At 54.4% G+C, this 18833-nt stretch carries 20 protein-coding genes; 14 read left to right on the top strand and 6 right to left on the bottom strand.

Annotated elements, in window-relative coordinates:
• From RSK20926_RS04655 to RSK20926_RS04625, 7 genes are read left to right on the top strand one after another with little or no spacing between them, the layout of a single operon-like run.
• Positions 1-324, top strand: coding sequence for a hypothetical protein (locus RSK20926_RS04655; RefSeq protein WP_008204744.1), 324 nt, complete (start codon positions 1-3; stop codon positions 322-324).
• A gap of 44 nt (positions 325-368) precedes the next feature.
• The gene (gene sufC, locus RSK20926_RS04650; protein ID WP_008204742.1) at positions 369-1124 is read left to right on the top strand and encodes a Fe-S cluster assembly ATPase SufC; all 756 of its coding nucleotides are present in this window, start codon (positions 369-371) and stop codon (positions 1122-1124) included.
• Position 1125: 1 nt separating this feature from the next.
• Positions 1126-2406 (top strand): SufB/SufD family protein, encoded by a 1281-nt coding sequence (locus RSK20926_RS04645; RefSeq protein WP_008204740.1) that lies wholly within the window; start codon positions 1126-1128, stop codon positions 2404-2406.
• On the top strand, positions 2406-2903 hold the full coding sequence (locus RSK20926_RS04640; RefSeq protein ID WP_008204738.1) for a YIP1 family protein: 498 nt from the start codon (positions 2406-2408) through the stop codon (positions 2901-2903). The genes RSK20926_RS04645 and RSK20926_RS04640 overlap by 1 nt, the downstream gene beginning before the upstream one ends.
• Positions 2900-3484 (top strand): YIP1 family protein, encoded by a 585-nt coding sequence (locus RSK20926_RS04635; RefSeq protein WP_008204736.1) that lies wholly within the window; start codon positions 2900-2902, stop codon positions 3482-3484. The genes RSK20926_RS04640 and RSK20926_RS04635 overlap by 4 nt, the downstream gene beginning before the upstream one ends.
• Positions 3477-4697, top strand: a complete 1221-nt coding sequence (locus RSK20926_RS04630) for a cysteine desulfurase (RefSeq protein ID WP_008204734.1) — start codon at positions 3477-3479, stop codon at positions 4695-4697. The genes RSK20926_RS04635 and RSK20926_RS04630 overlap by 8 nt, the downstream gene beginning before the upstream one ends.
• An 18-nt stretch (positions 4698-4715) precedes the next feature.
• Positions 4716-5459: a glycosyltransferase family 2 protein gene (locus tag RSK20926_RS04625; protein WP_037253760.1), complete on the top strand. Its 744-nt coding sequence runs from the start codon at positions 4716-4718 to the stop codon at positions 5457-5459.
• Between the two features lie 57 nt (positions 5460-5516).
• Here RSK20926_RS04625 and RSK20926_RS04620 read toward each other — a convergent pair whose 3' ends face one another.
• Positions 5517-7070 carry a trimethylamine methyltransferase family protein gene (locus RSK20926_RS04620; RefSeq protein WP_008204731.1) on the bottom strand — a complete coding sequence of 518 codons (1554 nt, stop codon included), beginning with the start codon at positions 7068-7070 and terminating at the stop codon, positions 5517-5519.
• 95 nt (positions 7071-7165) lie between these two features.
• Between RSK20926_RS04620 and RSK20926_RS22765 the strand changes: the two genes are divergently transcribed.
• A complete protein-coding gene (locus RSK20926_RS22765) occupies positions 7166-8062 on the top strand; it encodes a hypothetical protein (RefSeq protein ID WP_157133038.1) in 897 nt (298 codons plus the stop codon).
• 85 nt (positions 8063-8147) lie between these two features.
• Here RSK20926_RS22765 and RSK20926_RS04610 read toward each other — a convergent pair whose 3' ends face one another.
• Positions 8148-8489, bottom strand: a complete 342-nt coding sequence (locus RSK20926_RS04610; protein ID WP_008204726.1) for an MmcQ/YjbR family DNA-binding protein — start codon at positions 8487-8489, stop codon at positions 8148-8150.
• A gap of 231 nt (positions 8490-8720) precedes the next feature.
• Here RSK20926_RS04610 and cysS point away from each other — a divergent pair, with 231 nt between their 5' ends.
• From cysS to RSK20926_RS04595, 3 genes are read left to right on the top strand one after another with little or no spacing between them, the layout of a single operon-like run.
• A complete protein-coding gene (gene cysS / locus RSK20926_RS04605) occupies positions 8721-10121 on the top strand; it encodes a cysteine--tRNA ligase (RefSeq protein WP_008204722.1) in 1401 nt (466 codons plus the stop codon).
• Positions 10118-11752, top strand: coding sequence for a citramalate synthase (gene cimA / locus RSK20926_RS04600; RefSeq protein WP_008204721.1), 1635 nt, complete (start codon positions 10118-10120; stop codon positions 11750-11752). Before cysS ends, cimA begins: the two co-directional genes overlap by 4 nt.
• Positions 11742-12518, top strand: coding sequence for a squalene/phytoene synthase family protein (locus RSK20926_RS04595; protein WP_008204720.1), 777 nt, complete (start codon positions 11742-11744; stop codon positions 12516-12518). The genes cimA and RSK20926_RS04595 overlap by 11 nt, the downstream gene beginning before the upstream one ends.
• A 77-nt stretch (positions 12519-12595) precedes the next feature.
• Here the strand turns inward: RSK20926_RS04595 and RSK20926_RS04590 are convergent, their stop codons facing one another.
• A complete protein-coding gene (locus RSK20926_RS04590; protein WP_008204719.1) occupies positions 12596-13813 on the bottom strand; it encodes an MFS transporter in 1218 nt (405 codons plus the stop codon).
• Between the two features lie 108 nt (positions 13814-13921).
• On the opposite strand from RSK20926_RS04590, the gene RSK20926_RS04585 reads away from it, so the two are divergent.
• On the top strand, positions 13922-14569 hold the full coding sequence (locus RSK20926_RS04585; RefSeq protein ID WP_008204718.1) for a DNA-3-methyladenine glycosylase family protein: 648 nt from the start codon (positions 13922-13924) through the stop codon (positions 14567-14569).
• Positions 14566-15231: an alpha/beta hydrolase gene (locus RSK20926_RS04580; RefSeq protein WP_008204717.1), complete on the top strand. Its 666-nt coding sequence runs from the start codon at positions 14566-14568 to the stop codon at positions 15229-15231. The genes RSK20926_RS04585 and RSK20926_RS04580 overlap by 4 nt, the downstream gene beginning before the upstream one ends.
• A 53-nt stretch (positions 15232-15284) precedes the next feature.
• Here RSK20926_RS04580 and RSK20926_RS04575 read toward each other — a convergent pair whose 3' ends face one another.
• Positions 15285-15980: a pseudouridine synthase gene (locus RSK20926_RS04575; protein ID WP_008204716.1), complete on the bottom strand. Its 696-nt coding sequence runs from the start codon at positions 15978-15980 to the stop codon at positions 15285-15287.
• Between the two features lie 216 nt (positions 15981-16196).
• Between RSK20926_RS04575 and RSK20926_RS04570 the strand changes: the two genes are divergently transcribed.
• Complete coding sequence (locus RSK20926_RS04570; RefSeq protein ID WP_008204715.1) at positions 16197-16781, top strand: HNH endonuclease; 585 nt, start codon at positions 16197-16199, stop codon at positions 16779-16781.
• 76 nt (positions 16782-16857) lie between these two features.
• Here the strand turns inward: RSK20926_RS04570 and RSK20926_RS04565 are convergent, their stop codons facing one another.
• Together RSK20926_RS04565 and ctlX are read right to left on the bottom strand one after the other, a co-directional pair.
• Entirely contained in the window at positions 16858-17904 is a 1047-nt protein-coding gene (locus tag RSK20926_RS04565; protein WP_008204714.1) for an ornithine cyclodeaminase, read from the bottom strand.
• Positions 17901-18827: a citrulline utilization hydrolase CtlX gene (ctlX, locus tag RSK20926_RS04560; RefSeq protein WP_037253924.1), complete on the bottom strand. Its 927-nt coding sequence runs from the start codon at positions 18825-18827 to the stop codon at positions 17901-17903. Before ctlX ends, RSK20926_RS04565 begins: the two co-directional genes overlap by 4 nt.
• Positions 18828-18833 lie beyond the last annotated feature (6 nt).

The following is an 18833-nucleotide window of genomic DNA, read 5'->3' as shown; positions in this document are numbered from 1 at the left end:
ATGACCTCCCTTGGATACACCGCAGATCAGGACAACGCCCGGCTGGACCCGTCTTTGGTTCAGGCAGCCGTTGATCTGATGGCGCGTGAATTGCCGTGGGAGGTCGCAGGACCAAAGGATCAGGTCCTGATGCGCAGCTTTGAAGAGTTGAAGGGCAGGGCGGATCGTGTCGCCGTCAAGACCCAGACCGGGGGCGGTAGCGCCTGGGTGATGCAAAATGATTGGTCGGGGTTTCCCGATCCAGCTGAATATGTCCTGGTTGGTTTTTGCCACCAGGGAGAGATAAACGCCCTGGGGTATTTTGAGGATTGGCCTCCGGCCTAGCCTCACCCTGAGGGCCTGTAATACTTCGCGATAAGGAGCGAAAGATGCTTGAAATCAAAAACCTGCACGTCAAACTTGAAGACGAGGACAAGCAGATCCTCAAAGGGCTGGACCTAACCGTAGAGGCAGGCAAGGTACATGCGATCATGGGGCCGAACGGCTCGGGTAAATCGACGCTGTCCTATGTTCTCTCTGGCCGCGATGGCTATGAGGTCACCGATGGCAGCGCAACCCTGGCCGGTGAAGATCTTTTGGAGCTGGAACCGGAAGAGCGCGCGGCACTTGGCGTTTTCCTCGCATTCCAATATCCGGTTGAAATCCCAGGTGTTGGCAATATGACCTTCCTGCGCACAGCCGTGAACGCACAGCGTAAGGCCCGTGGTGAAGAAGAGCTCTCAGCTGCTGACTTCCTGAAGACCATTCGAGCCAAGGCAAAAGAATTGAAGATTGATGCGGATATGCTGAAGCGTCCGGTCAATGTTGGTTTCTCCGGCGGTGAGAAAAAGCGTAACGAAATCCTGCAGATGGCGATGCTTGAGCCCAAAATGTGCATCCTAGATGAGACCGACTCTGGCCTTGATGTGGATGCGATGAAACTGGTGGCCGAAGGCGTCAATGCCCTGCGTGACGAAGGCCGCGGTTTCCTCGTCATCACTCACTACCAGCGCCTGTTGGACCACATCAAACCCGATGTTGTGCACATCCTGGCAAATGGCCGCATTGTCAAAACCGGCGGTCCTGAGCTAGCGCTGGAAGTTGAGAACAACGGTTACGCCGGTATCCTGGCCGAGGTTGCATAAGATGGCATTGGCAGAAGCAAAACAAAGCGCCACCGAGGCGCGCCTGGCAGAGATGTCTCTGCCCGAAGGGGGCTGCCTTGGCACTGCGCGTCAAGCTGCCCTGTCACGTGTCCAGACCATGGGTCTGCCGAACCGTCGGGATGAGTATTGGAAATACACCCGCCCTGATACGCTGACCACTGGCGATGTTCAAAAGGCCGCCGTCTTTGAGACTGGCGAAGCTCCAATGTTTGATGAATTCGATCGCTTGCAGATCGTTTTTGTTGATGGTGTCTATAGCGCTGAGCAATCGGACGATCTGAGCCTTGAAGGCGTGCAGATTGATCGGATCGCCGATATCTGCTGCAAAGACATTCATTGGGCCAAAGACTTGTACGGCGTTCTTGAAGCGCGCGGTCAATCCCCAGTACAGCGCCCCCTGGCCGCTTTGAACACAGCCTTTGCGCAGGATGGTGTCGCGATCCATGTCACCGGAAAGCCGTCCAAGCCGATCAACTTTGTCTATATCCATTCAGACGAAGCCTCTGATGCGATCCTGCATCACGTGATCCGGGTGGAGCCAGATGCCGAGGCAACGATCCTGGAAAACGGCCCGGCCGCCTCGCGCTTTAACAAATGCATGGAGATCGACATTGCCGATACCGGCAAGCTGCATCTGGTGCGTGCTCAGGGGCGCGATCATGAACGCCGGGCAGCCACCCATCTCTTTGCGCGGCTGGGAACGGAGTCGGTTTTCAAGAGCTTCACTTTGACCGTCAATGGTGTGCTGACCCGAAACGAGGCTGTGCTGGAACTCCTTGGGGATGATGCAATTGCGCATATCGCAGGCGCCTGTGTTGGTGATGGGGATTTCCATCATGATGATACGGTTTTCATCACCCATGATGCGGTGAACTGCGAAAGCCGTCAGGTCTTTAAGAAGGTTCTGCGCAATGGTGCCACCGGCGTGTTCCAGGGTAAGATTCTAGTAAAGCCGGATGCCCAGAAAACCGACGGATATCAGATCAGCCAATCCCTCTTGCTGGATGATGACAGTCAGTTTCTGGCCAAGCCTGAGCTGGAAATCTATGCGGATGACGTGGCTTGCTCCCATGGATCCACCTCTGGTGCGATCGACGAGGAAGCATTGTTCTATCTGCGGTCTCGTGGCGTTCCTGCAGGTGAAGCCACCGACCTGTTGACGCTGGCTTTCCTGGCTGAAGCCGTTGAGGAGATCGAAGACGGTGAAATCGCAGATGCCATTGTTGCCCGTCTTGAAGGCTGGCTTGCACGGCGGCGCTGATGGCTGTTAGCCGCGATATTCTGCAAACCTATCGGAAGCCGCGCCAGGTCATGGCACGGCTTCTATCCATGGGTCAGAGAGAGGATCGTCTGCTGGCGATCCTGATGGCAGGCTGTGCGCTAATGTTCGTCTCACGTATGCCCTCCATCGCCAGAGAAGCCCATCTGACCGGTCAGGAGCAGAATATGCTTATGGGCGGGGCCTTGCTGGGCATTATCTTCATAGCCCCACTTGGCCTTTACTCATTGGCGTGGATAATTCACCTTATTTCCAAGATACTTGGTGGAAAAAGTGAAAGTTACGCTGCCCGCTTAGCCTTGTTCTGGGCCTTTCTGGCTGCAAGCCCCTTGATGCTGTTGAATGGGCTTGTTGCAGGTATGATTGGTCCAAGCCCTGGCTTGACCCTGGTTGGCGCCATTTGGACCCTGTTCTTTCTCTGGTTTCTGGGCGCAGGCCTGTTCCAGGCCTATTGGGCTAAGGAGTCGGTATCCGCATGATAAGCCTTCTTCCTCTTGCAATTCTGACGCTGAGGCAGCCGGGAGCAGCGGCACGCAGTCTCTTGCTCAGCCCGCTTTCAAGGGAGGCAATCTGGACGGCCCTGTGCCTGATTGTCGTGCTGAATGCGCTGTCTTACACAGTGATGAACCTGCTTTTCCCACTGTCCGAGGAACTCTCCTTCCTCAAGCTTTCCACCGGTAGCTACATAATCATCTCAACCGCGCTAACGGTTTTGTTTGCGCTGCTCCTATCAGTAGGTGGCAGGTGGCTGGGGGGGCAAGGTCGGTTTCTGCCTGTGTTGACGCTTTTGATCTGGATCCAGGTCGTACAGCTCTTTCTGCAGGTCTTGGTGATTGTATTCACGTTTGCGCTTCCTCTTCTTGGCAGCTTGCTAGGATTAGTGGGCAATCTGTTCCTCGTTTTTGTGCTCTTGCACTTTATCAATGAAGCACACGGTTTTGCCTCGCTCTGGCGTTCTGCAGCCGTGGTTGTCATGGCTGCAATTCTACTGTTTTTTGCCATGATGTTTTTCGCTGGCCTCATCGGCCCCGCAAATATTGGACTGCCTGGACATGTATGACGTTGAAAAAATCCGCGCTGACTTTCCTATTCTCGCGCGTGAGGTGAACGGCAAGCCGCTGACCTATCTGGATAATGGCGCTTCTGCACAAAAACCCAAGGTGGTTATTGATGCGATCAATCAAGCCTATTCTCAAGAATACTCCAATGTTCACAGGGGCTTGCACTATCTTTCAAATCTTGCCACGGAAAAGTATGAGGCAGTGCGTGGGGTGATCGCCAAGTTCCTGAATGCGGCGGATGAAAACCATATTGTTCTGAATTCCGGAACGACCGAAGGCATCAATATGGTAGCCTATAGTTGGGCCATGCCACGCCTTGAACCGGGTGATGAAATTCTACTCTCTGTCATGGAGCATCATGCCAATATTGTTCCCTGGCATTTCCTGCGGGAACGCCAGGGCGTCGTTTTGAAATGGGTAGATACCGCAGCTGATGGGAGCCTAGACCCGCAAGCGGTGATCGACGCTATTGGACCAAAGACTAAACTTGTTGCAATCACGCAGTGTTCCAATGTCTTAGGAACCGTAGTGGATGTGAAATCAATAACAAAGGCAGCCCATGAACAGGGTGTGCCGGTCCTGGTTGATGGCTCACAGGGGGCGGTCCATATGCCCGTTGATGTGCAGGATATCGGTTGCGATTTCTACGCCATTACCGGGCACAAACTCTACGGGCCATCCGGCTCGGGTGCGATTTACATTCATCCAGATCGTATGAAAGAGATGCGCCCGTTCCTGGGTGGCGGAGATATGATCAAGGAGGTTTCTAAGGATCAGGTGGTCTACAATGATCCGCCGATGAAGTTTGAGGCCGGGACCCCCGGCATTGTTCAAACCATCGGTTTTGGGGTCGCCTTGGACTATATGATGTCCCTGGGGATGGAGAATATTGCCGCGCATGAAGCAAGTCTTCGCGACTATGCTCAGGCCAAATTTTCTGGGTTGAATTGGTTGAACCTGCAGGGACGAGCCCAAGGAAAGGCTGCTATATTCAGCTTTACCCTTGAAGGAGCGGCCCATGCGCATGACATTTCAACGATCCTGGACAAGAAAGGCGTTGCTGTCCGCGCCGGGCACCATTGCGCTGGTCCTTTGATGGAGCACCTTGGAGTTTCTGCAACCTGCCGCGCTTCATTCGGCCTCTATAACACTACTGCTGAGGTTGATCAGCTCATCGAAGCCCTAGAACTGGCGCATGAGCTTTTTGCCTAGGAGAAACTGAGGCACATTATGGCAAGCATTAGTATTTGCATTCCCGCCTATTCAATGGGCGGGAAAGGCGCGTCCTATCTCTCTGACTCTCTTGAGATTCTGACGCGGCAGAGTTTTGATGACTTTGAGGTCATCGTTTCAGACCAATCCAGTGACACTGCTGTACAGAGCGTCTGTGATCAATTTGAATCCCGGCTTTCTATACGACATGTCTGGAATCTCGAGGGTAAGAGGCAGGCGTCAGCCAATACGAATAATGCGGTAAACCACGCACAGGGAGAGGTGATTAAAATCCTCTTCCAAGATGATTATCTAGGTTCTGAAGATGTGCTGAAAAAGACATCAGAAGCCTTTGAAAAAGGGGGGGAATGGCTCCTCTGTGGATCAGGCGTTTCGCGTGATGGGATTACGATAGAGCGCCCCATGGTGCCCAGGCTTACGCAAAAACTTCGCTTTGGAAGAAACACGGTTTCAAGTCCTTCAGTACTGGCTATGCGCCGCTCTGGGCTTGAGCTATTTGACGAAGAACTAATCTGGTTGATGGATGTCGACCTTTATCAGCGTCTTTGGGACAGGCATGGCGACCCCCTAATCCTGCCCGAGACGCAGGTCGTGAACCGTATCCATGACGGACAGGTCAGCGCTAGCGTCACTCCCGAGCTTCGTCGCAAAGAGCTACTCTACATGGCAGAGAAGGCAAAAGGCAATTTTCCCTTGCCTGCCAGATTGGAGTATTGGCGGCAATTACTCAAAGCGCGATAGAAGAGCATCCTCTTCAAAGTTGCAAGGGCGGGCTATTCCCCGCCCTTTTACTAAAGCTTAGGCCGTGAGGTGAATGTTGAAACTCTCACGAATCTTGCGATCAAGTTCAGGATCAAAGCGTGCTGCTGCCCGCTCAGACAGGATTTGTTCCTTCCGCTTGATTGCCTTTTGAACCAGGTCAGGTTTTTCTAGTTCTGCCCATTCTTTTGGAGAGGTTCGATCACCGAGTGCGGGGTAAACATAATCCACCTGCATACGGCTAAGGGTTTGATCTGTCCCAAGATAATGCCCGGTTCCCCCCAAACAAACTTCGGCTATTTGATCCAGTGCCAGGGTTTCCTCGGTAACTTCGATACCACGGACACAGCGTTGTGCCTGGCCGATCATATCATCGCTGAGGATCAGGGATTCATGACAGAACCCCAGGAGCGAACTATGCATTCCAGCGGCTTCATAGACCATGTTCAGGCCAGAAAGTCCGGCCATGACGTTAGAACACATCTGCTCCCAGCCAGCTTGCATGTCAGGCAATTTCGAGTCGGAGGCCCCAGCGGCTGCGCCTCCGGGGAGGCCGTAGAACTTGTGCATCTGGGCACATCCTGCTGTCAGAAGCGCTTGTTCGCCTGAACCAACAGTCATCGCTCCGGTCCGAAGGTCGAGGCCAAAAGGCCAAGTACCGATGATCGCAGGTGCTCCGGGTTTCACCGCATTCACATAGACAAGACCCGCTAGGCATTCCGCCACAGCCTGGGTTATCGCTCCGGCAATGGTGGATGGGGCGGTTGCACCGGCCATCCCTGCTGATAGAAGCAATACTGGCATGCCATGTTTGATGCATTCCTCCATAACTTCGCAGCTTTCGGTGGCGAATTTCATTGGCGGCACAACAAAGCAGTTGGAGTTGGACACAAAAGGACGTTCACGCCATTTGTCTTCACCACCTGCAATCATATGCAGCATTTCCATTGCTGGGGCGACATAGCCGGGCTCTGTAAAGGAAACGCCAACGTGCTTGGTGGTTCCGCAGGTCGTCGCGTAGATGGAGTTCAGGTCCATCTCCAGGTTGTCCGGAATGTCACGGCAGACCATAGGTCGTTGAACGAAATGGATATTGTCGAGCTGGTCACAAATGCGCGCCGCATCATGAAGATCCTGAACGGTGGAATCTCGATAGTTACGACCCTCGACATCAACCATATGGACCGCGGCTCCCGCAGTTCCATAGTGAACGCGGTGCCCTGAGAGCTCTAGGTCATTTTTGCCGTCGCGGCTAAACAATGTGACGGAGCGGTTTGCTTTTGCCAGCATGTCCTCCACCAAGGCGCGCGGGAACCGGATCCGACCATTGTCACCCAGAATACATCCCGCATTGGTAAGATACTCAACACCACTCGGAGGGGCATCAGCAAGTCCAATGGTTTCAAGCGCTTGCAGGGCGGCCTGGTGGATTTTTTCCATACCTTCCTGTGTAAGTGGTTTGTAATAACCACCTTCCATACCTGGGCGCACTGGGCGCAGATGTTCAGGGAGAGCGGTTGCACGCGCGGCGCGGCGCGCAGCCCTTCCGCCGCCACGGGCGGCGCGGGCACGGTTCGGAGATTGATCTGTCATTTATGAAGGCTCCAAAGAGAACAGGTGTTTGGTTTTAGGAGTTTAGAAACCAAAATCCTGGGCGACCGCGTGCGGCACGGCCTCTGGTCGCACCGATGGTACGCCAGATCAAGTCGATCGCACTTCGCTCTTCTTGCATTATCTGCTTCTTCATAGCAGTCGATACTGACAGATTGACCGACCCCTGCTGGTCTGTTTGCGACCCATGTGAAAAACACGACATATTTTTCATCTACGCTCGGTGTCAGGCACCGCAATCGGCATGGGACCACGCGCATTTTCACCTGGGTGAGAACAATTTTAGAAAATTGCAAATTTGTTGTCATTTCCGGCCGAAGGGTGGACTGGGTATGCTTGTTGAAAACCAAGTATTAAGGTCTGCTTGCAATAGTACCCAGGGGATTTCGTGCCCGGAATGGGCACTTTTACGGGGCAAGAATGCGATGCCAGCTGCTCACGAAGCTACTGAATTTGTGCCAAGAACCACTCCAGTGACGCTGGCTTGTCTTTTTGTGGCTGCTTTGGTTTCCCTGAAAGGGACGACAGAGATTTCTCAGACCTTTGACCTCCCAATTGCTGAGGCGGACCTGAATAGAGGGATCATTCAGGAAGGGACGACCGAAGCCAGGAGTTTTCAATTGCATTTCTTGCAACAAAACCCGATTGCCATCCAAGAAGATACCGATAATTCCAAAGGGTCTCCTATTTCTCAGCTATTCAAAAGGGTTTCTGCTGGCTTGCTGCAGCTTGAGTACCAAGAAGGCGTTTACTTCGGGTACTTGGAGACGAATCCCCAGAACGCATTCGGGGTAGAGAACTTTATCGATAGTAGCGCTGGGTTTGATGACGGGTTTGCTGTCACTGCTTGGGAAGGCCGTGGCACCCCTACAGCGCAGGGATACCCTTACCTGCGACGCAACCCGGTCGAAACTGGGACTGCGCGGCAGCAGGACACCGCATCTTTCCAGACATTTGCAGCATTTGGATTTTGATCTGATCTAGCGACAGCGGTTGAGATCTCATTGCGGGGGCAGTTTTCGACTGGCTAGCAGCAGCATCATAGCCCGTTGCGGAGCACTAGGTTTCTGGCAGGCTTGCCTGCAGCTTTTTGGGAAGGCTTCTGCGGATTTGCCAATAGGAGTTTTCGATGCGATGCCTTAGCTCTGCCTCCTCGGTCTCGAGAGGAAGACGCACCCAGGACCGATGAAAATAAGGCGCTTTGACCGCTATTTCCGCATCGATCAACATTTGCGCCGTTTCTACATCCGGCGTTTTTACGGAAACTCCATCTGCAACCGCTCCTATACAGGCAAACATCTTGCCGCCGATTTTCCAAGCGTCATGTCCGCCCCCCCAGGGGTCAGACTGCTCGCTACCAGGCAGCGCATCACAAATCTGATTGATGAGTTCTCGTGTCATAGATGGAATGTGCTGCAATCCTAGGTTTCAAACAAGGCTTGGCGGCTAAAGATTTCCGTGTTACTCAGTCCCCATGAACCAGATCCGCACCCAGATTATCTGCTGCATTACCTGCTGAAATATTCAGCGGGCCGGTTTCTGTCGTTTTCATCCTCATGACAAGTTGCTAAGCCCGCTCTGCGTGCCTTTTGGGTCGACACCCGCCCAATCCTGCCTGTCTTAGGAGCCGATATGACAACGATAAAACTGCACAACACCAAGACCCGCAAGAAATCGGAGTTTACACCGATTGATGCAAAGAATGTGCGTATGTATGTCTGTGGCCCTACGGTCTATGACCGCGCCCATCTGGGAAATGCCAGGCCAGTAGTGGTATTTGACACCCTGTATCGGTTGCTGCGTCATGTCTATGGGGCGGATCACGTTACCTATGTGCGCAACTTTACTGACGTCGATGACAAGATCAACGCCACTGCGGTCGCGCGCAAGGAGGCGGGAGCAGAGGGCACCCTAGAAGAGCTGGTGCATGCGCGTTCCAATGAAACCATCGATTGGTACCTGAAGGATATGGGCGCATTGGGGGCGATGCAGCCTGATCATATGCCGCGGGCCACCGAATACATCGCGCCGATGGTGGACATGATTTCTGATCTGATCAGTAAGGGCCACGCCTATGCGGCAGAGGGCCATGTGCTTTTTGCCGTTGACAGCTGGAAAGAATACTATGGTCGCCTCTCTGGCCGTTCGGTTGACGATATGATCGCGGGCGCGCGGGTTGAGGTTGCCCCCTACAAAAAGAACCCGATGGATTTTGTGCTGTGGAAACCCTCCGGCGATGATCTGCCCGGTTGGGATAGCCCTTGGGGCAGGGGCCGTCCGGGCTGGCATATCGAATGCTCTGCCATGTCATATGAACTCTTGGGTGATACATTTGACATCCACGGCGGCGGCAATGACCTGATGTTCCCGCATCACGAAAATGAAATTGCGCAAAGCTGCTGCGCCAATGGCGATGACAGCTTTGCACGTTACTGGCTGCACAATGAGATGCTGCAGGTCGAAGGCAAGAAGATGTCCAAGAGCTTGGGCAACTTCTTTACTGTGCGTGACCTGCTGGAGCAGGGCTATCCGGGTGAGGTGATCCGCCTGGTGTTCCTGCAGACCCACTATCGCAAACCGATGGATTGGACCGATAAAAAAGCCAAGGAAGCCGAAGCGACGCTGCGCAAGTGGCGTGCGCTGACAGATGGGGTTGAGCCTAGTGCAGCTCCAGCTTCTTCGGTGTTGGATGCCATCGCGGATGATCTGAATACCGCAGGGGCAGTGGCTGAACTGCACAAACTGGCTAGGGCTGGGGATGCGGCAGGGTTGCTGGCGTCCGGCCAGTTGATGGGGCTCTTGACCAACGAGAGGGGAGAGTGGGCAGAAACGCCTAAGGTCGACCTTTCGGAATATGAGGACAAGCTCGCCAAAGCGCGTGAAACTGCGATGGAGAGTAAGGATTTTTCCGAGGTGGACCGTTTAAAAACGGCCTATATCGACGCCGGTCTTGAAGTCCGAATGAGCAAAGCAGGTGTTGAACTTGTGCCAGGCAAGGGGTTCGACCCAACCAAGCTGGAGGCTTTAGGATGAGCAAAACCCGCCTATACCTCTATGACACCACCCTACGGGACGGGCAGCAAACCCAGGGGGTGCAGTTCTCGACCGAAGAAAAAAAGCAGATCGCCCAGGCGCTTGACGACCTAGGTATGGACTACATCGAAGGCGGTTGGCCGGGGGCGAACCCGACCGATAGCGCCTTCTTTGAAGAGGCGCCAAAGACACGCGCAACTATGACCGCTTTTGGCATGACCAAGCGGGCAGGGCGCTCTGCCGCCAATGATGAGGTTCTGGCAGCGGTCATGAATGCGGGCACTTCCGCGGTCTGTCTGGTGGGCAAGAGCCACGATTACCACGTGACCCAGGCGCTAGGCATTTCTCTGGAAGAAAACCTGGAAAATATCGGCGCCTCTGTTGCACATATCGTCTCGCAGGGGCGCGAGGCCCTGTTTGATGCCGAGCATTTCTTTGACGGTTATCGGGACAATCCTGAATATGCTCTGGCGGCCTGTCGTGCAGCGCTTGAGGCTGGCGCGCGTTGGGTGGTTCTGTGTGACACAAATGGTGGAGCCTTGCCCTCGCGGGTTTTTCAGGTTGTGTCGGAGGTTATCGCCGCAGGAATTCCAGGTGAGAAACTGGGCATACATACCCATAATGACACGGAAAATGCCGTGGCCTGTTCTCTCGCCGCAATTGAAGCGGGCGCCCGGCAAGTCCAGGGAACTCTGAATGGGCTGGGGGAGCGTTGTGGCAATGCCAATTTGACCGCTCTGATCCCAACGCTACTGCTGAAAGAACCCTATGCCAGCCAGTTTGAAACCGGCGTTCCACGCGAGGGTCTAAATGGACTGACCCGCATCAGCAGGATGCTGGATGAAATCCTGAACCGGGTTCCCAGCAAGCAGGCAGCCTATGTCGGCGCCTCTGCTTTTGCCCATAAAGCTGGCCTACATGCGAGCGCGATCCTCAAGGATCCCTCAACCTATGAGCATATTGACCCAGCGGAGGTCGGCAATGCTCGTATTATCCCGATGTCCAATCAGGCGGGTCAATCCAACCTGCGCCGCCGCCTAACCGAAGCGGGTCTGATCGTTGACAAAGGCGATCCAGCGCTGAGCCGCATTCTTGACAGGATCAAGCAGCGTGAAGCCGAAGGTTATTCTTACGATACGGCACAGGCTTCATTTGAGCTTTTGGCGCGCGAAGAGTTGGGGCAATGCCCTGACCTCTTTGAAGTGAAACGCTACAAAGTCACCGTTGAGCGCCGCAAGAACAAGTATAACCAGATGGTCAGCCTTTCTGAGGCGGTGGTTGTGGTCAAGGTGGACGGGGAAAAGCGCCTGTCAGTAAGCGAATCCATGGATGAGACCGGCAGCGACCGGGGCCCTGTGAATGCCTTGGCCAAGGCGCTGATAAAGGATCTTGGTCGTTTCTCAAAACCTCTGTCTGATATGCGGCTCGTCGATTTTAAGGTTAGGATCACACAAGGCGGCACAGAGGCTGTCACACGCGTCATAATCGACAGTGAAGATAGCGATGGTCGCCGCTGGTCCACAGTGGGGGTCAGCGCGAATATAATAGACGCCTCTTTTGAGGCGCTTCTGGATGCCATCCGCTGGAAGCTGATCCACCAGGTCGCCGCTGAGGCCAAGGATGCAGTTTGACGCAGATCTGACGGCCTGTGCCGAACTGGTTCAACAGGGCGACCCAGACCGTTTTTTGGCCACGATGGCAGCACCGGTTGAGGCGAGGCCACTTCTTTTTGCGCTCTATGCATTCAATCTCGAAATGTCACGGGCGCCTTGGGCCAGCCAGGAGAGCATGATCGCAGAGATGCGTCTTCAATGGTGGCGCGATACAGGGGCAGAGATTGCCCAGGGCGGGCCAGTCAGACGCCATCACATTGCAACACCGCTGGCTCGGCGCTTGGATCCGAGCCTTGCGACCTGCATAGATGCAATGGCAGAGGCGCGCCGTTGGGACATTTATCGCGACCCGTTTGAGGATGCGGCTGATCTGGATCGCTACATCGATGCCACCAGCGGGAACCTTATGTGGATGGCAGCCGCAGCGCTGGGTGAGGCGGATGAGAGCACAGTCCGAAGCTTTGCCTATGGTGCTGGTCTTGCTGGCTGGTTCAGAGCCATCCCTGAATTGGTCGCACAAAAGCGCGTTCCCTTGCTGGATGGGACTTCCGAAGGTGTGCGCACGCTCGCCAAGAAAGGCTTGTCAAAGATCAAGGCCGCGCACCGGCACAGGGGAAAAGTCTCACGCCCGGCTAGTGCAGCAATGTTGCCTGGATGGCAGGCGCAGGCAATCCTAAAGCAGGTCGTAGAAAACCCTGATCGTGTGGCAGAGGGTGCGCTGGGGACCAGCGAGTTTCGCCGTCGAAGCTCATTATTGTGGGCATCCAGCACAGGACGGTGGTAACAAGAGTTCCGCAGAAGACAACACCGCTTAAATTGCTCGGGAAAACCAAATAGTTTGAGGTGTTTACATCTGCAACTTCAAGCTTCTTTGGGTCGCAGCACCAGCCAGAGCAGTGCACCGCCAGCCAATACCAAGAAGGGTGCCATGGCCATGTTGACTGCGGTCCAGCCCTCGACAGGGTTGCCGCCAGAGCAGTTCATCAACCCGCCGGATGCCAGTGAAGCCATGGTTACGCCACCAAATACGAGGAAGTCGTTCATGCCCTGCATACGGCCCCGCTCTTCGGCGGAGTGTGAGCCCGCCAGCATGGTTGTTGCGCCAATAAAGCCAAAGTTCCAACCAAGGCCCAGCAGGATCAAAGCCACAAAGAAGTTCTCAAGCTCCACACCCTGAAGGGCAACCGCGCCGGCAGCCGCCAGGATCACGAGCCCCGCCGCAACGACTTTTTCTACCCCAAAGCGCGCGATCAAGTGTCCGGTGAAGAAGCTGGGAACATACATCGCCAGAACATGAGAGGTGACAACGTCAGCCGCCAGGTTTTCGCTAAAGCCACAGCCAACCACCGCGAGGGGGGTCGAGGTCATGACCAAATTCATCAGAGCGTAGGACACCATGGCACAGATCACGGCCACGGCGATTGCTGGCGTGGTTAGTAGCTCCCAACGACTGCGCCCTTTGGGCAGATCAGCGCGTGGTGGCGCAGGTTTTGGAATATCGAGGAATAGAAATAGCAATGAGCCCAGAACATTCAGCGCAATGACCGCGAAATAGGTTCCCAAGAAGGGGATCACAAAGACCTGGCTGGTCGCCTTAACGATCTGGGGTCCAATAATCGCGGACAAGAGCCCGCCGGCCATTACATAGGAAATCGCTTTGGGGCGGAAGCTCTCCGATGCGGTATCGGCGGCTGCAAAGCGGTAAAAGCCATGCGCACTCATATATACACCGGTCAGGAGGCTTCCGAGCAAGAATACCGGGAAGGAACCGAGATACAGCCCGTAAGCACCGACCAAACCGCCAAGGGCTCCAAAGAAGGCTCCAGTGAAGAAACCGGCGCGACGGCCCCAACGCTGCATGATCGATGAAATCGGGTTTGCCGCAGCCATCGAGCCGGCGACGATCAGCGAAATCGGCAGGGTTGCAAAGCAGGGATTAGAAGCCAGAGATTGCCCCGCCAACCCGCCAATGATGAAAATCATCGGCATCTGCGCCCCTAGAATGGCCTGAGCCATAACAAGAATGGCTACGTTTTTCTTTGCGGTGCTGTCGCTTGGACTGGTCATGCTCATTGTCATATGGGATGCCTAACCCTCAAGATGTGCCGGAACAAGCCGCTATCTGCACAGAAGCGGCGCGTTCTGCTGATAGATAACCGGTTAAGGAAAAGTAACGTGACGTCAATCGTGGTCTCTGCAGCTCCTCAGGCCGGAAGGATCATTCACTCGCTTGACTGCGTTGCCGAAGGGGCGGTTTGGCTGTGTCAGGCAGAGCCCAGATTTGCAACCGCAATGGCCCAATGCGGCCCTTTGCCCCTGCGTAGAAGAACGGATGGTTTCGCCCAGCTGCTGAGTGCGATCGTCAGTCAGCAGGTCAGCGTTGCCTCTGCAAATGCAATTTGGAAACGCCTGCAAGCGGCGAGACTAACCGGTCCGCGCAAGATCAAATGGGCCAGCGACGAAGACCTGCGTGCCGCCGGCCTAAGTCGGCAAAAGATCCGCTATGCACGCGCCCTCTCGGAAGCTGGAATAGATTTCAAAGCCCTACGAGACAAACCTACACATGATGTTGTGACAATACTGACAGAGGTTTCAGGCATCGGTATTTGGACAGCAGAGATCTATGCGATGTTTTCTCTGGGGCGTGCGGATGTCTTTGCGCCAGGTGATCTGGCCCTACAGGAGGCCGCGCGCCACCTCTTTGAACTTGAGAAACGTCCAAGTGAGAAAGAGCTGAGATCATTGGCCGAGGAATGGTCACCCTGGCGGTCGGTTGCAGCCCGCATCCTCTGGGCCTATTACCATGTGGTGAAAGACAGGGAAGGGATCAGATGACTCGTGTTTTGACTGCCGGCCGGAAAGAGCCGCTCTCTGGAGTTACCCGCTCCATCGTGGTGTTCTTGCACGGCTATGGTGCCAATGGTGCAGATCTATTGGGCTTGGCTGATCCCCTGGGGGAGCATCTGCCGGATACGCTTTTTGTGGCGCCAGACGCCCCAGAGAATTGTGCTGGTTCACCTATGGGCTATCAGTGGTTCCCAATTCCCTGGATTGATGGATCTTCCGAAGAAGAGAGCATGCGCGGAATGGCGGCCGCTGTTGATGACTTGAACGCCTTCCTCGACGCGCTGATGGTTGATGAGGATGTCTTGCCGGAACAGGTGGTTCTGTTTGGTTTTTCTCAGGGCACAATGATGAGCTTGCATGTCGCACCCCGTCGGGAAGATGCGATTTCCGGGATCGTCGCATTCTCGGGCCGCTTGCTCACTCCTGATACCTTCAAGGATGAGGTCATCAGCCGGATGCCCGTTTTGCTGGTGCATGGGGACCAGGACGAGGTGGTGCCGGTCGAATCCCTGCCAGAGGCGGCGCAGGCCCTACAGGATGCGGGATTCCAGGACGTCTTTGCCCATGTTCAAAAAGGTACTGGGCACGGGATTGCGGGTGATGGTCTGAGCGTTGCCCTGGCCTTTATGCGTGACAAGCTTGGGCTTTGATAGCGCTCATAACTTTCACTCAGCAGTTTGAGACCAAGAAACCTAGCCACTGGCTAGGTTTTGCGTTTTCGCCTGGCTGAATCGCGTTTCTCTGGGGGTGATTTGCGTTTCTTGGAATTTGGCTTTGTACTCGGAACAGTTTTCTCTGTTCGAGATTTGGGCAATCCCGATGGTTTAGGACGTCCCGGAACTCTGGGAACTTCTAGGTCCTCCCAGCTTCCCTGGCTTAGCCCCTCTAAGGTCCATGTACCGATGCTATAACGGATCAGGCGAAGGGTTGGATGACCAATCGCTGCAGTCATACGACGGACCTGACGGTTCTTCCCCTCCTTTATGGTCAGAGAGATCCAACTGGTGGGGATGTTTTTTCGCTCTCGTATTGGGGGTGTTCGTGCCCAAAGCATCGCAGGCTCTTCCATCAGGTGGGCAGAGGCTGGCAGGGTTAGGCCGTCTTTCAGCTCAACCCCCTTTGAGAGTGCCTCAAGGCCTGCCCGGTCAGGTTGGCCCTCTACCTGGACCCAATAGGTCTTGGCCATCTTGTGGCTTGGATCGCTGATCCAGGCCTGCAAACGGCCAAAATCCGTCAAAAGCATCAGCCCCTCACTATCGCGATCAAGCCGCCCGGCGGGATAAACTCCGGGGCAGTCAATGAAATCACTCAGCGTTTTGCGGCTACTTTCCTGGCTGCCCCGATCAGTAAACTGCGGCAGCACATCATAGGGCTTATTGAAACGGATAAGACGAGGCATAGGGGCCAATAGGCAGCATTTTGACCGCTGGCAAGCTCCCATCGCGCCTCCTTGTCATCCAATTGTCAAGCTAACCTGCTATTCCACCGGCGAGATCTAGTGTTTAGAAGAGACTTGTCAGTCTCCAACCACGATATATAGTTATACTTATGCTGGGGCGGGTTCCCCGCTCTGGTGCCGCTGCCTGGGCAGTCAGAGCGAGGAAGACGTAGTAAAATGGATGGCGACTTTAGAAGTGATTTTGTAAGAGAACCAGGCGCGCTAAAGCAGCACCCGGCGCTGGTCCTGAATGCGGATTATCGGCCTCTTTCCTATTACCCGCTTTCACTCTGGAGTTGGCAAGATGCTATCAAAGCCGCCTGGCTTGATAGGGTGGTCATTCTCGCAGAGTATGATGAGGTCGTTCATAGTCCGAGCACGGAGATCCGAATACCCTCGGTTGTCGTATTAAAAGACTATGTAAAACCCCAAAAGCGCGTGGCCTTCACGCGCTTTAATTTATTTTTGCGGGATGAGTTTTGCTGTCAGTACTGCGGTTCAAAGGGCGATCTGACCTTTGATCATGTCGTACCCCGTGCAGCAGGTGGGGTAACCAGCTGGGAAAACGTTGTTGCAGCTTGCAGCCCCTGCAATCTTAAGAAAGGGTCCAAGCCGCTGCATCGTGCAGGTATGTCACTACGCAAACCGCCCAGACGTCCCGGTGCAGGTGAGCTACGCAATGCAGGGCGGAAGTTTCCACCCAACCATCTGCACGAAAGTTGGATGGATTTTCTATACTGGGATACGGAACTTGACGCCTAAGAACGGCAAAGGTACGCGAATACAGATCCCTATGTCGACAACTTAATGTTCTCCCATCGAAATGGTGGGCGAAACCTCAAACCTTTGAGCGTTGCAGCATTCCAAAGAGATCACGCGGGTCATCTGGATCCGCCAGCATGTCGAGATCGATAAAGAACTCTGTGCCTTTGATGCGGTCACGAATGTAGCGTAGGGCGCTAAAATCCTCAATCGCAAAGCCAACGCTGTCGAACAGTGTGATTTGCTTACTGTCCCTACGGCCTTGTTTTTCCCCGGTAATCACTTGCCAAAGTTCTGTCACCGCAAAATCCTCTGGCATCTGTTGAATTTCGCCCTCGATCCGCGTCTGAGGTGGGAATTCAACAAAAACATCGGACCGCTCCAGAATACCCGCGGCCAATTCAGTCTTCCCTGGGCAGTCACCGCCAATTGCGTTGATGTGAACGCCTGCGCCGACCATATTGTCCGTCAGGATCTTTGCATTCTGTTTATCCGCAGTGCAGGTTGTGAGGATCTGAGCCCCTTCAATGGCCTCTTCGGGAGAGCGGCACTGAACCACCTCAAGGCCAAGCTCTGCTAGGTTACGCGCGCATTTCTCGGTTGCTGCTGCATCTGTGTCATAGAGACGTACGGATTTCAAACCGCAAATAGCTTTCATGGCAAGGGTTTGGAACTCGGACTGCGCGCCGTTACCGATCATCGCCATTGTATCAGAACCCTTTGGTGCCAGATACTTGGCCGCCATAGCGGATGTCGCTGCTGTCCGCAGCGCCGTCAGCATGGTCATCTCGGTCAGCAGCACCGGATAGCCGGTGTAAACATCCGCTAGCAACCCAAATGCCGTTACGGTTTGCAGACCTTCCTTGGTGTTCTTTGGATGCCCATTCACATATTTGAAGCCATAAGCCTCCCCATCGGAGGTCGGCATCAGTTCGATCACACCCACATCCGAGTGGCTGGCAACGCGCGGGGTTTTGTCAAAACGCTCCCAGCGTTTGAAATCGTCCTCGACGTAGCTCGCAAGGTCTTTGAGCATCTCCTCGATACCGATGCTATGAACCAGCCGCATCATGTTGTCGACGCTGACAAATGGGACAAGTGCTTTTTCAGAAGGTAGGGTCATGATGTGATCCTTTCGCGCGGGCTGAGGTGAATGCCTGCAAGCATGCAGCGCACGGAACCTCCGGCTGTTTCGATGGTTGGTATGGAAAGCGGCAAGGGGGTCGCCGAATTCTCAATTGTCTTGATTTGGCTTGATGTCAAAACATCCAAAGCTCGTTTTGACAGTGCGAAAATTCTGGTTTTCCCTGTAAGTTCAAAGGCATTTCCGGCAAAGTTGGAAATCTGATCCATAGAAAGATCAATAACCTCACGACCTGTTTCCTCCAGGCGGGAAGCGATCTCTCGACGACGATCAGGATCACTGATCATGGCAAGGCAAATCATTGCGAACTCAGTGCCGACGGTCATCAGAACATTGCTGTGATAGACATCGCACCCCTGTGCATCTTGCGCGACAAAGGCCATGGGTTCGTAATTGAAATGCGTGCAGAATCGCTCCAATAGGACAGGTTCAGCCCGATTAGAGGTCACGGTATAGGCGATGCGACCAATATGATCGAGGACCATGGCGCCGGTTCCCTCCAAGGCCAAGTCATCCTGCTCCAGTCCAGAATAGTCGATAACATCCTGAACCCGATAGTTTTTCTTCAAACTCTCGATGACGTCCCAGCGTCTCTCTAGGCGCCGGTTTGGGGCGAACATCGGATAGATTGCAATTTGGCCGCCTGTATGGGTGGAAAACCAATTGTTCGGGAACACACTATCCGGGGTTGCGGTGCCGAGATCATCAAAAATATGAACGGTCACACCTGCTTCCCGCAAATTAGAAACAGCGGTATCAAACTCCGCGATAGCTGCCTTTCGAACCGCTTCAGGATCTCCGCTGGCGGTTTGAAAGGCATTGTCTGCTTGAGTGTCAGGATTGGAGCAAAAGTGATGCGGCCGGATCATGACCACCCCAGATGGGGCCTGTAGGCTTGAAATTGGGCG

Origin of the sequence: Roseobacter sp. SK209-2-6, from assembly GCF_000169455.1 — a bacterium.
Classification (GTDB): domain Bacteria; phylum Pseudomonadota; class Alphaproteobacteria; order Rhodobacterales; family Rhodobacteraceae; genus Pseudophaeobacter.
The sequence above is the reverse complement of the archived record's forward strand: the minus strand, read 5'-3'. Positions and strand labels throughout refer to the sequence as shown.

Bases quoted from the DNA above. Each gene is read 5' to 3' on its own strand.
- RSK20926_RS04655 (WP_008204744.1), top strand. From the start codon at position 1: ATGACCTCCCTTGGATACACCGCAGATCAGGACAACGCCCGGCTGGAC.
- sufC (WP_008204742.1), top strand. From the start codon at position 369: ATGCTTGAAATCAAAAACCTGCACGTCAAACTTGAAGACGAGGACAAG.
- RSK20926_RS04645 (WP_008204740.1), top strand. From the start codon at position 1,126: ATGGCATTGGCAGAAGCAAAACAAAGCGCCACCGAGGCGCGCCTGGCA.
- RSK20926_RS04640 (WP_008204738.1), top strand. From the start codon at position 2,406: ATGGCTGTTAGCCGCGATATTCTGCAAACCTATCGGAAGCCGCGCCAG.
- RSK20926_RS04635 (WP_008204736.1), top strand. From the start codon at position 2,900: ATGATAAGCCTTCTTCCTCTTGCAATTCTGACGCTGAGGCAGCCGGGA.
- RSK20926_RS04630 (WP_008204734.1), top strand. From the start codon at position 3,477: ATGTATGACGTTGAAAAAATCCGCGCTGACTTTCCTATTCTCGCGCGT.
- RSK20926_RS04625 (WP_037253760.1), top strand. From the start codon at position 4,716: ATGGCAAGCATTAGTATTTGCATTCCCGCCTATTCAATGGGCGGGAAA.
- RSK20926_RS04620 (WP_008204731.1), bottom strand. From the start codon at position 7,070: ATGACAGATCAATCTCCGAACCGTGCCCGCGCCGCCCGTGGCGGCGGA.
- RSK20926_RS22765 (WP_157133038.1), top strand. From the start codon at position 7,166: ATGGTACGCCAGATCAAGTCGATCGCACTTCGCTCTTCTTGCATTATC.
- RSK20926_RS04610 (WP_008204726.1), bottom strand. From the start codon at position 8,489: ATGACACGAGAACTCATCAATCAGATTTGTGATGCGCTGCCTGGTAGC.
- cysS (WP_008204722.1), top strand. From the start codon at position 8,721: ATGACAACGATAAAACTGCACAACACCAAGACCCGCAAGAAATCGGAG.
- cimA (WP_008204721.1), top strand. From the start codon at position 10,118: ATGAGCAAAACCCGCCTATACCTCTATGACACCACCCTACGGGACGGG.
- RSK20926_RS04595 (WP_008204720.1), top strand. From the start codon at position 11,742: ATGCAGTTTGACGCAGATCTGACGGCCTGTGCCGAACTGGTTCAACAG.
- RSK20926_RS04590 (WP_008204719.1), bottom strand. From the start codon at position 13,813: ATGACAATGAGCATGACCAGTCCAAGCGACAGCACCGCAAAGAAAAAC.
- RSK20926_RS04580 (WP_008204717.1), top strand. From the start codon at position 14,566: ATGACTCGTGTTTTGACTGCCGGCCGGAAAGAGCCGCTCTCTGGAGTT.
- RSK20926_RS04575 (WP_008204716.1), bottom strand. From the start codon at position 15,980: ATGCCTCGTCTTATCCGTTTCAATAAGCCCTATGATGTGCTGCCGCAG.
- RSK20926_RS04570 (WP_008204715.1), top strand. From the start codon at position 16,197: ATGGATGGCGACTTTAGAAGTGATTTTGTAAGAGAACCAGGCGCGCTA.
- RSK20926_RS04565 (WP_008204714.1), bottom strand. From the start codon at position 17,904: ATGACCCTACCTTCTGAAAAAGCACTTGTCCCATTTGTCAGCGTCGAC.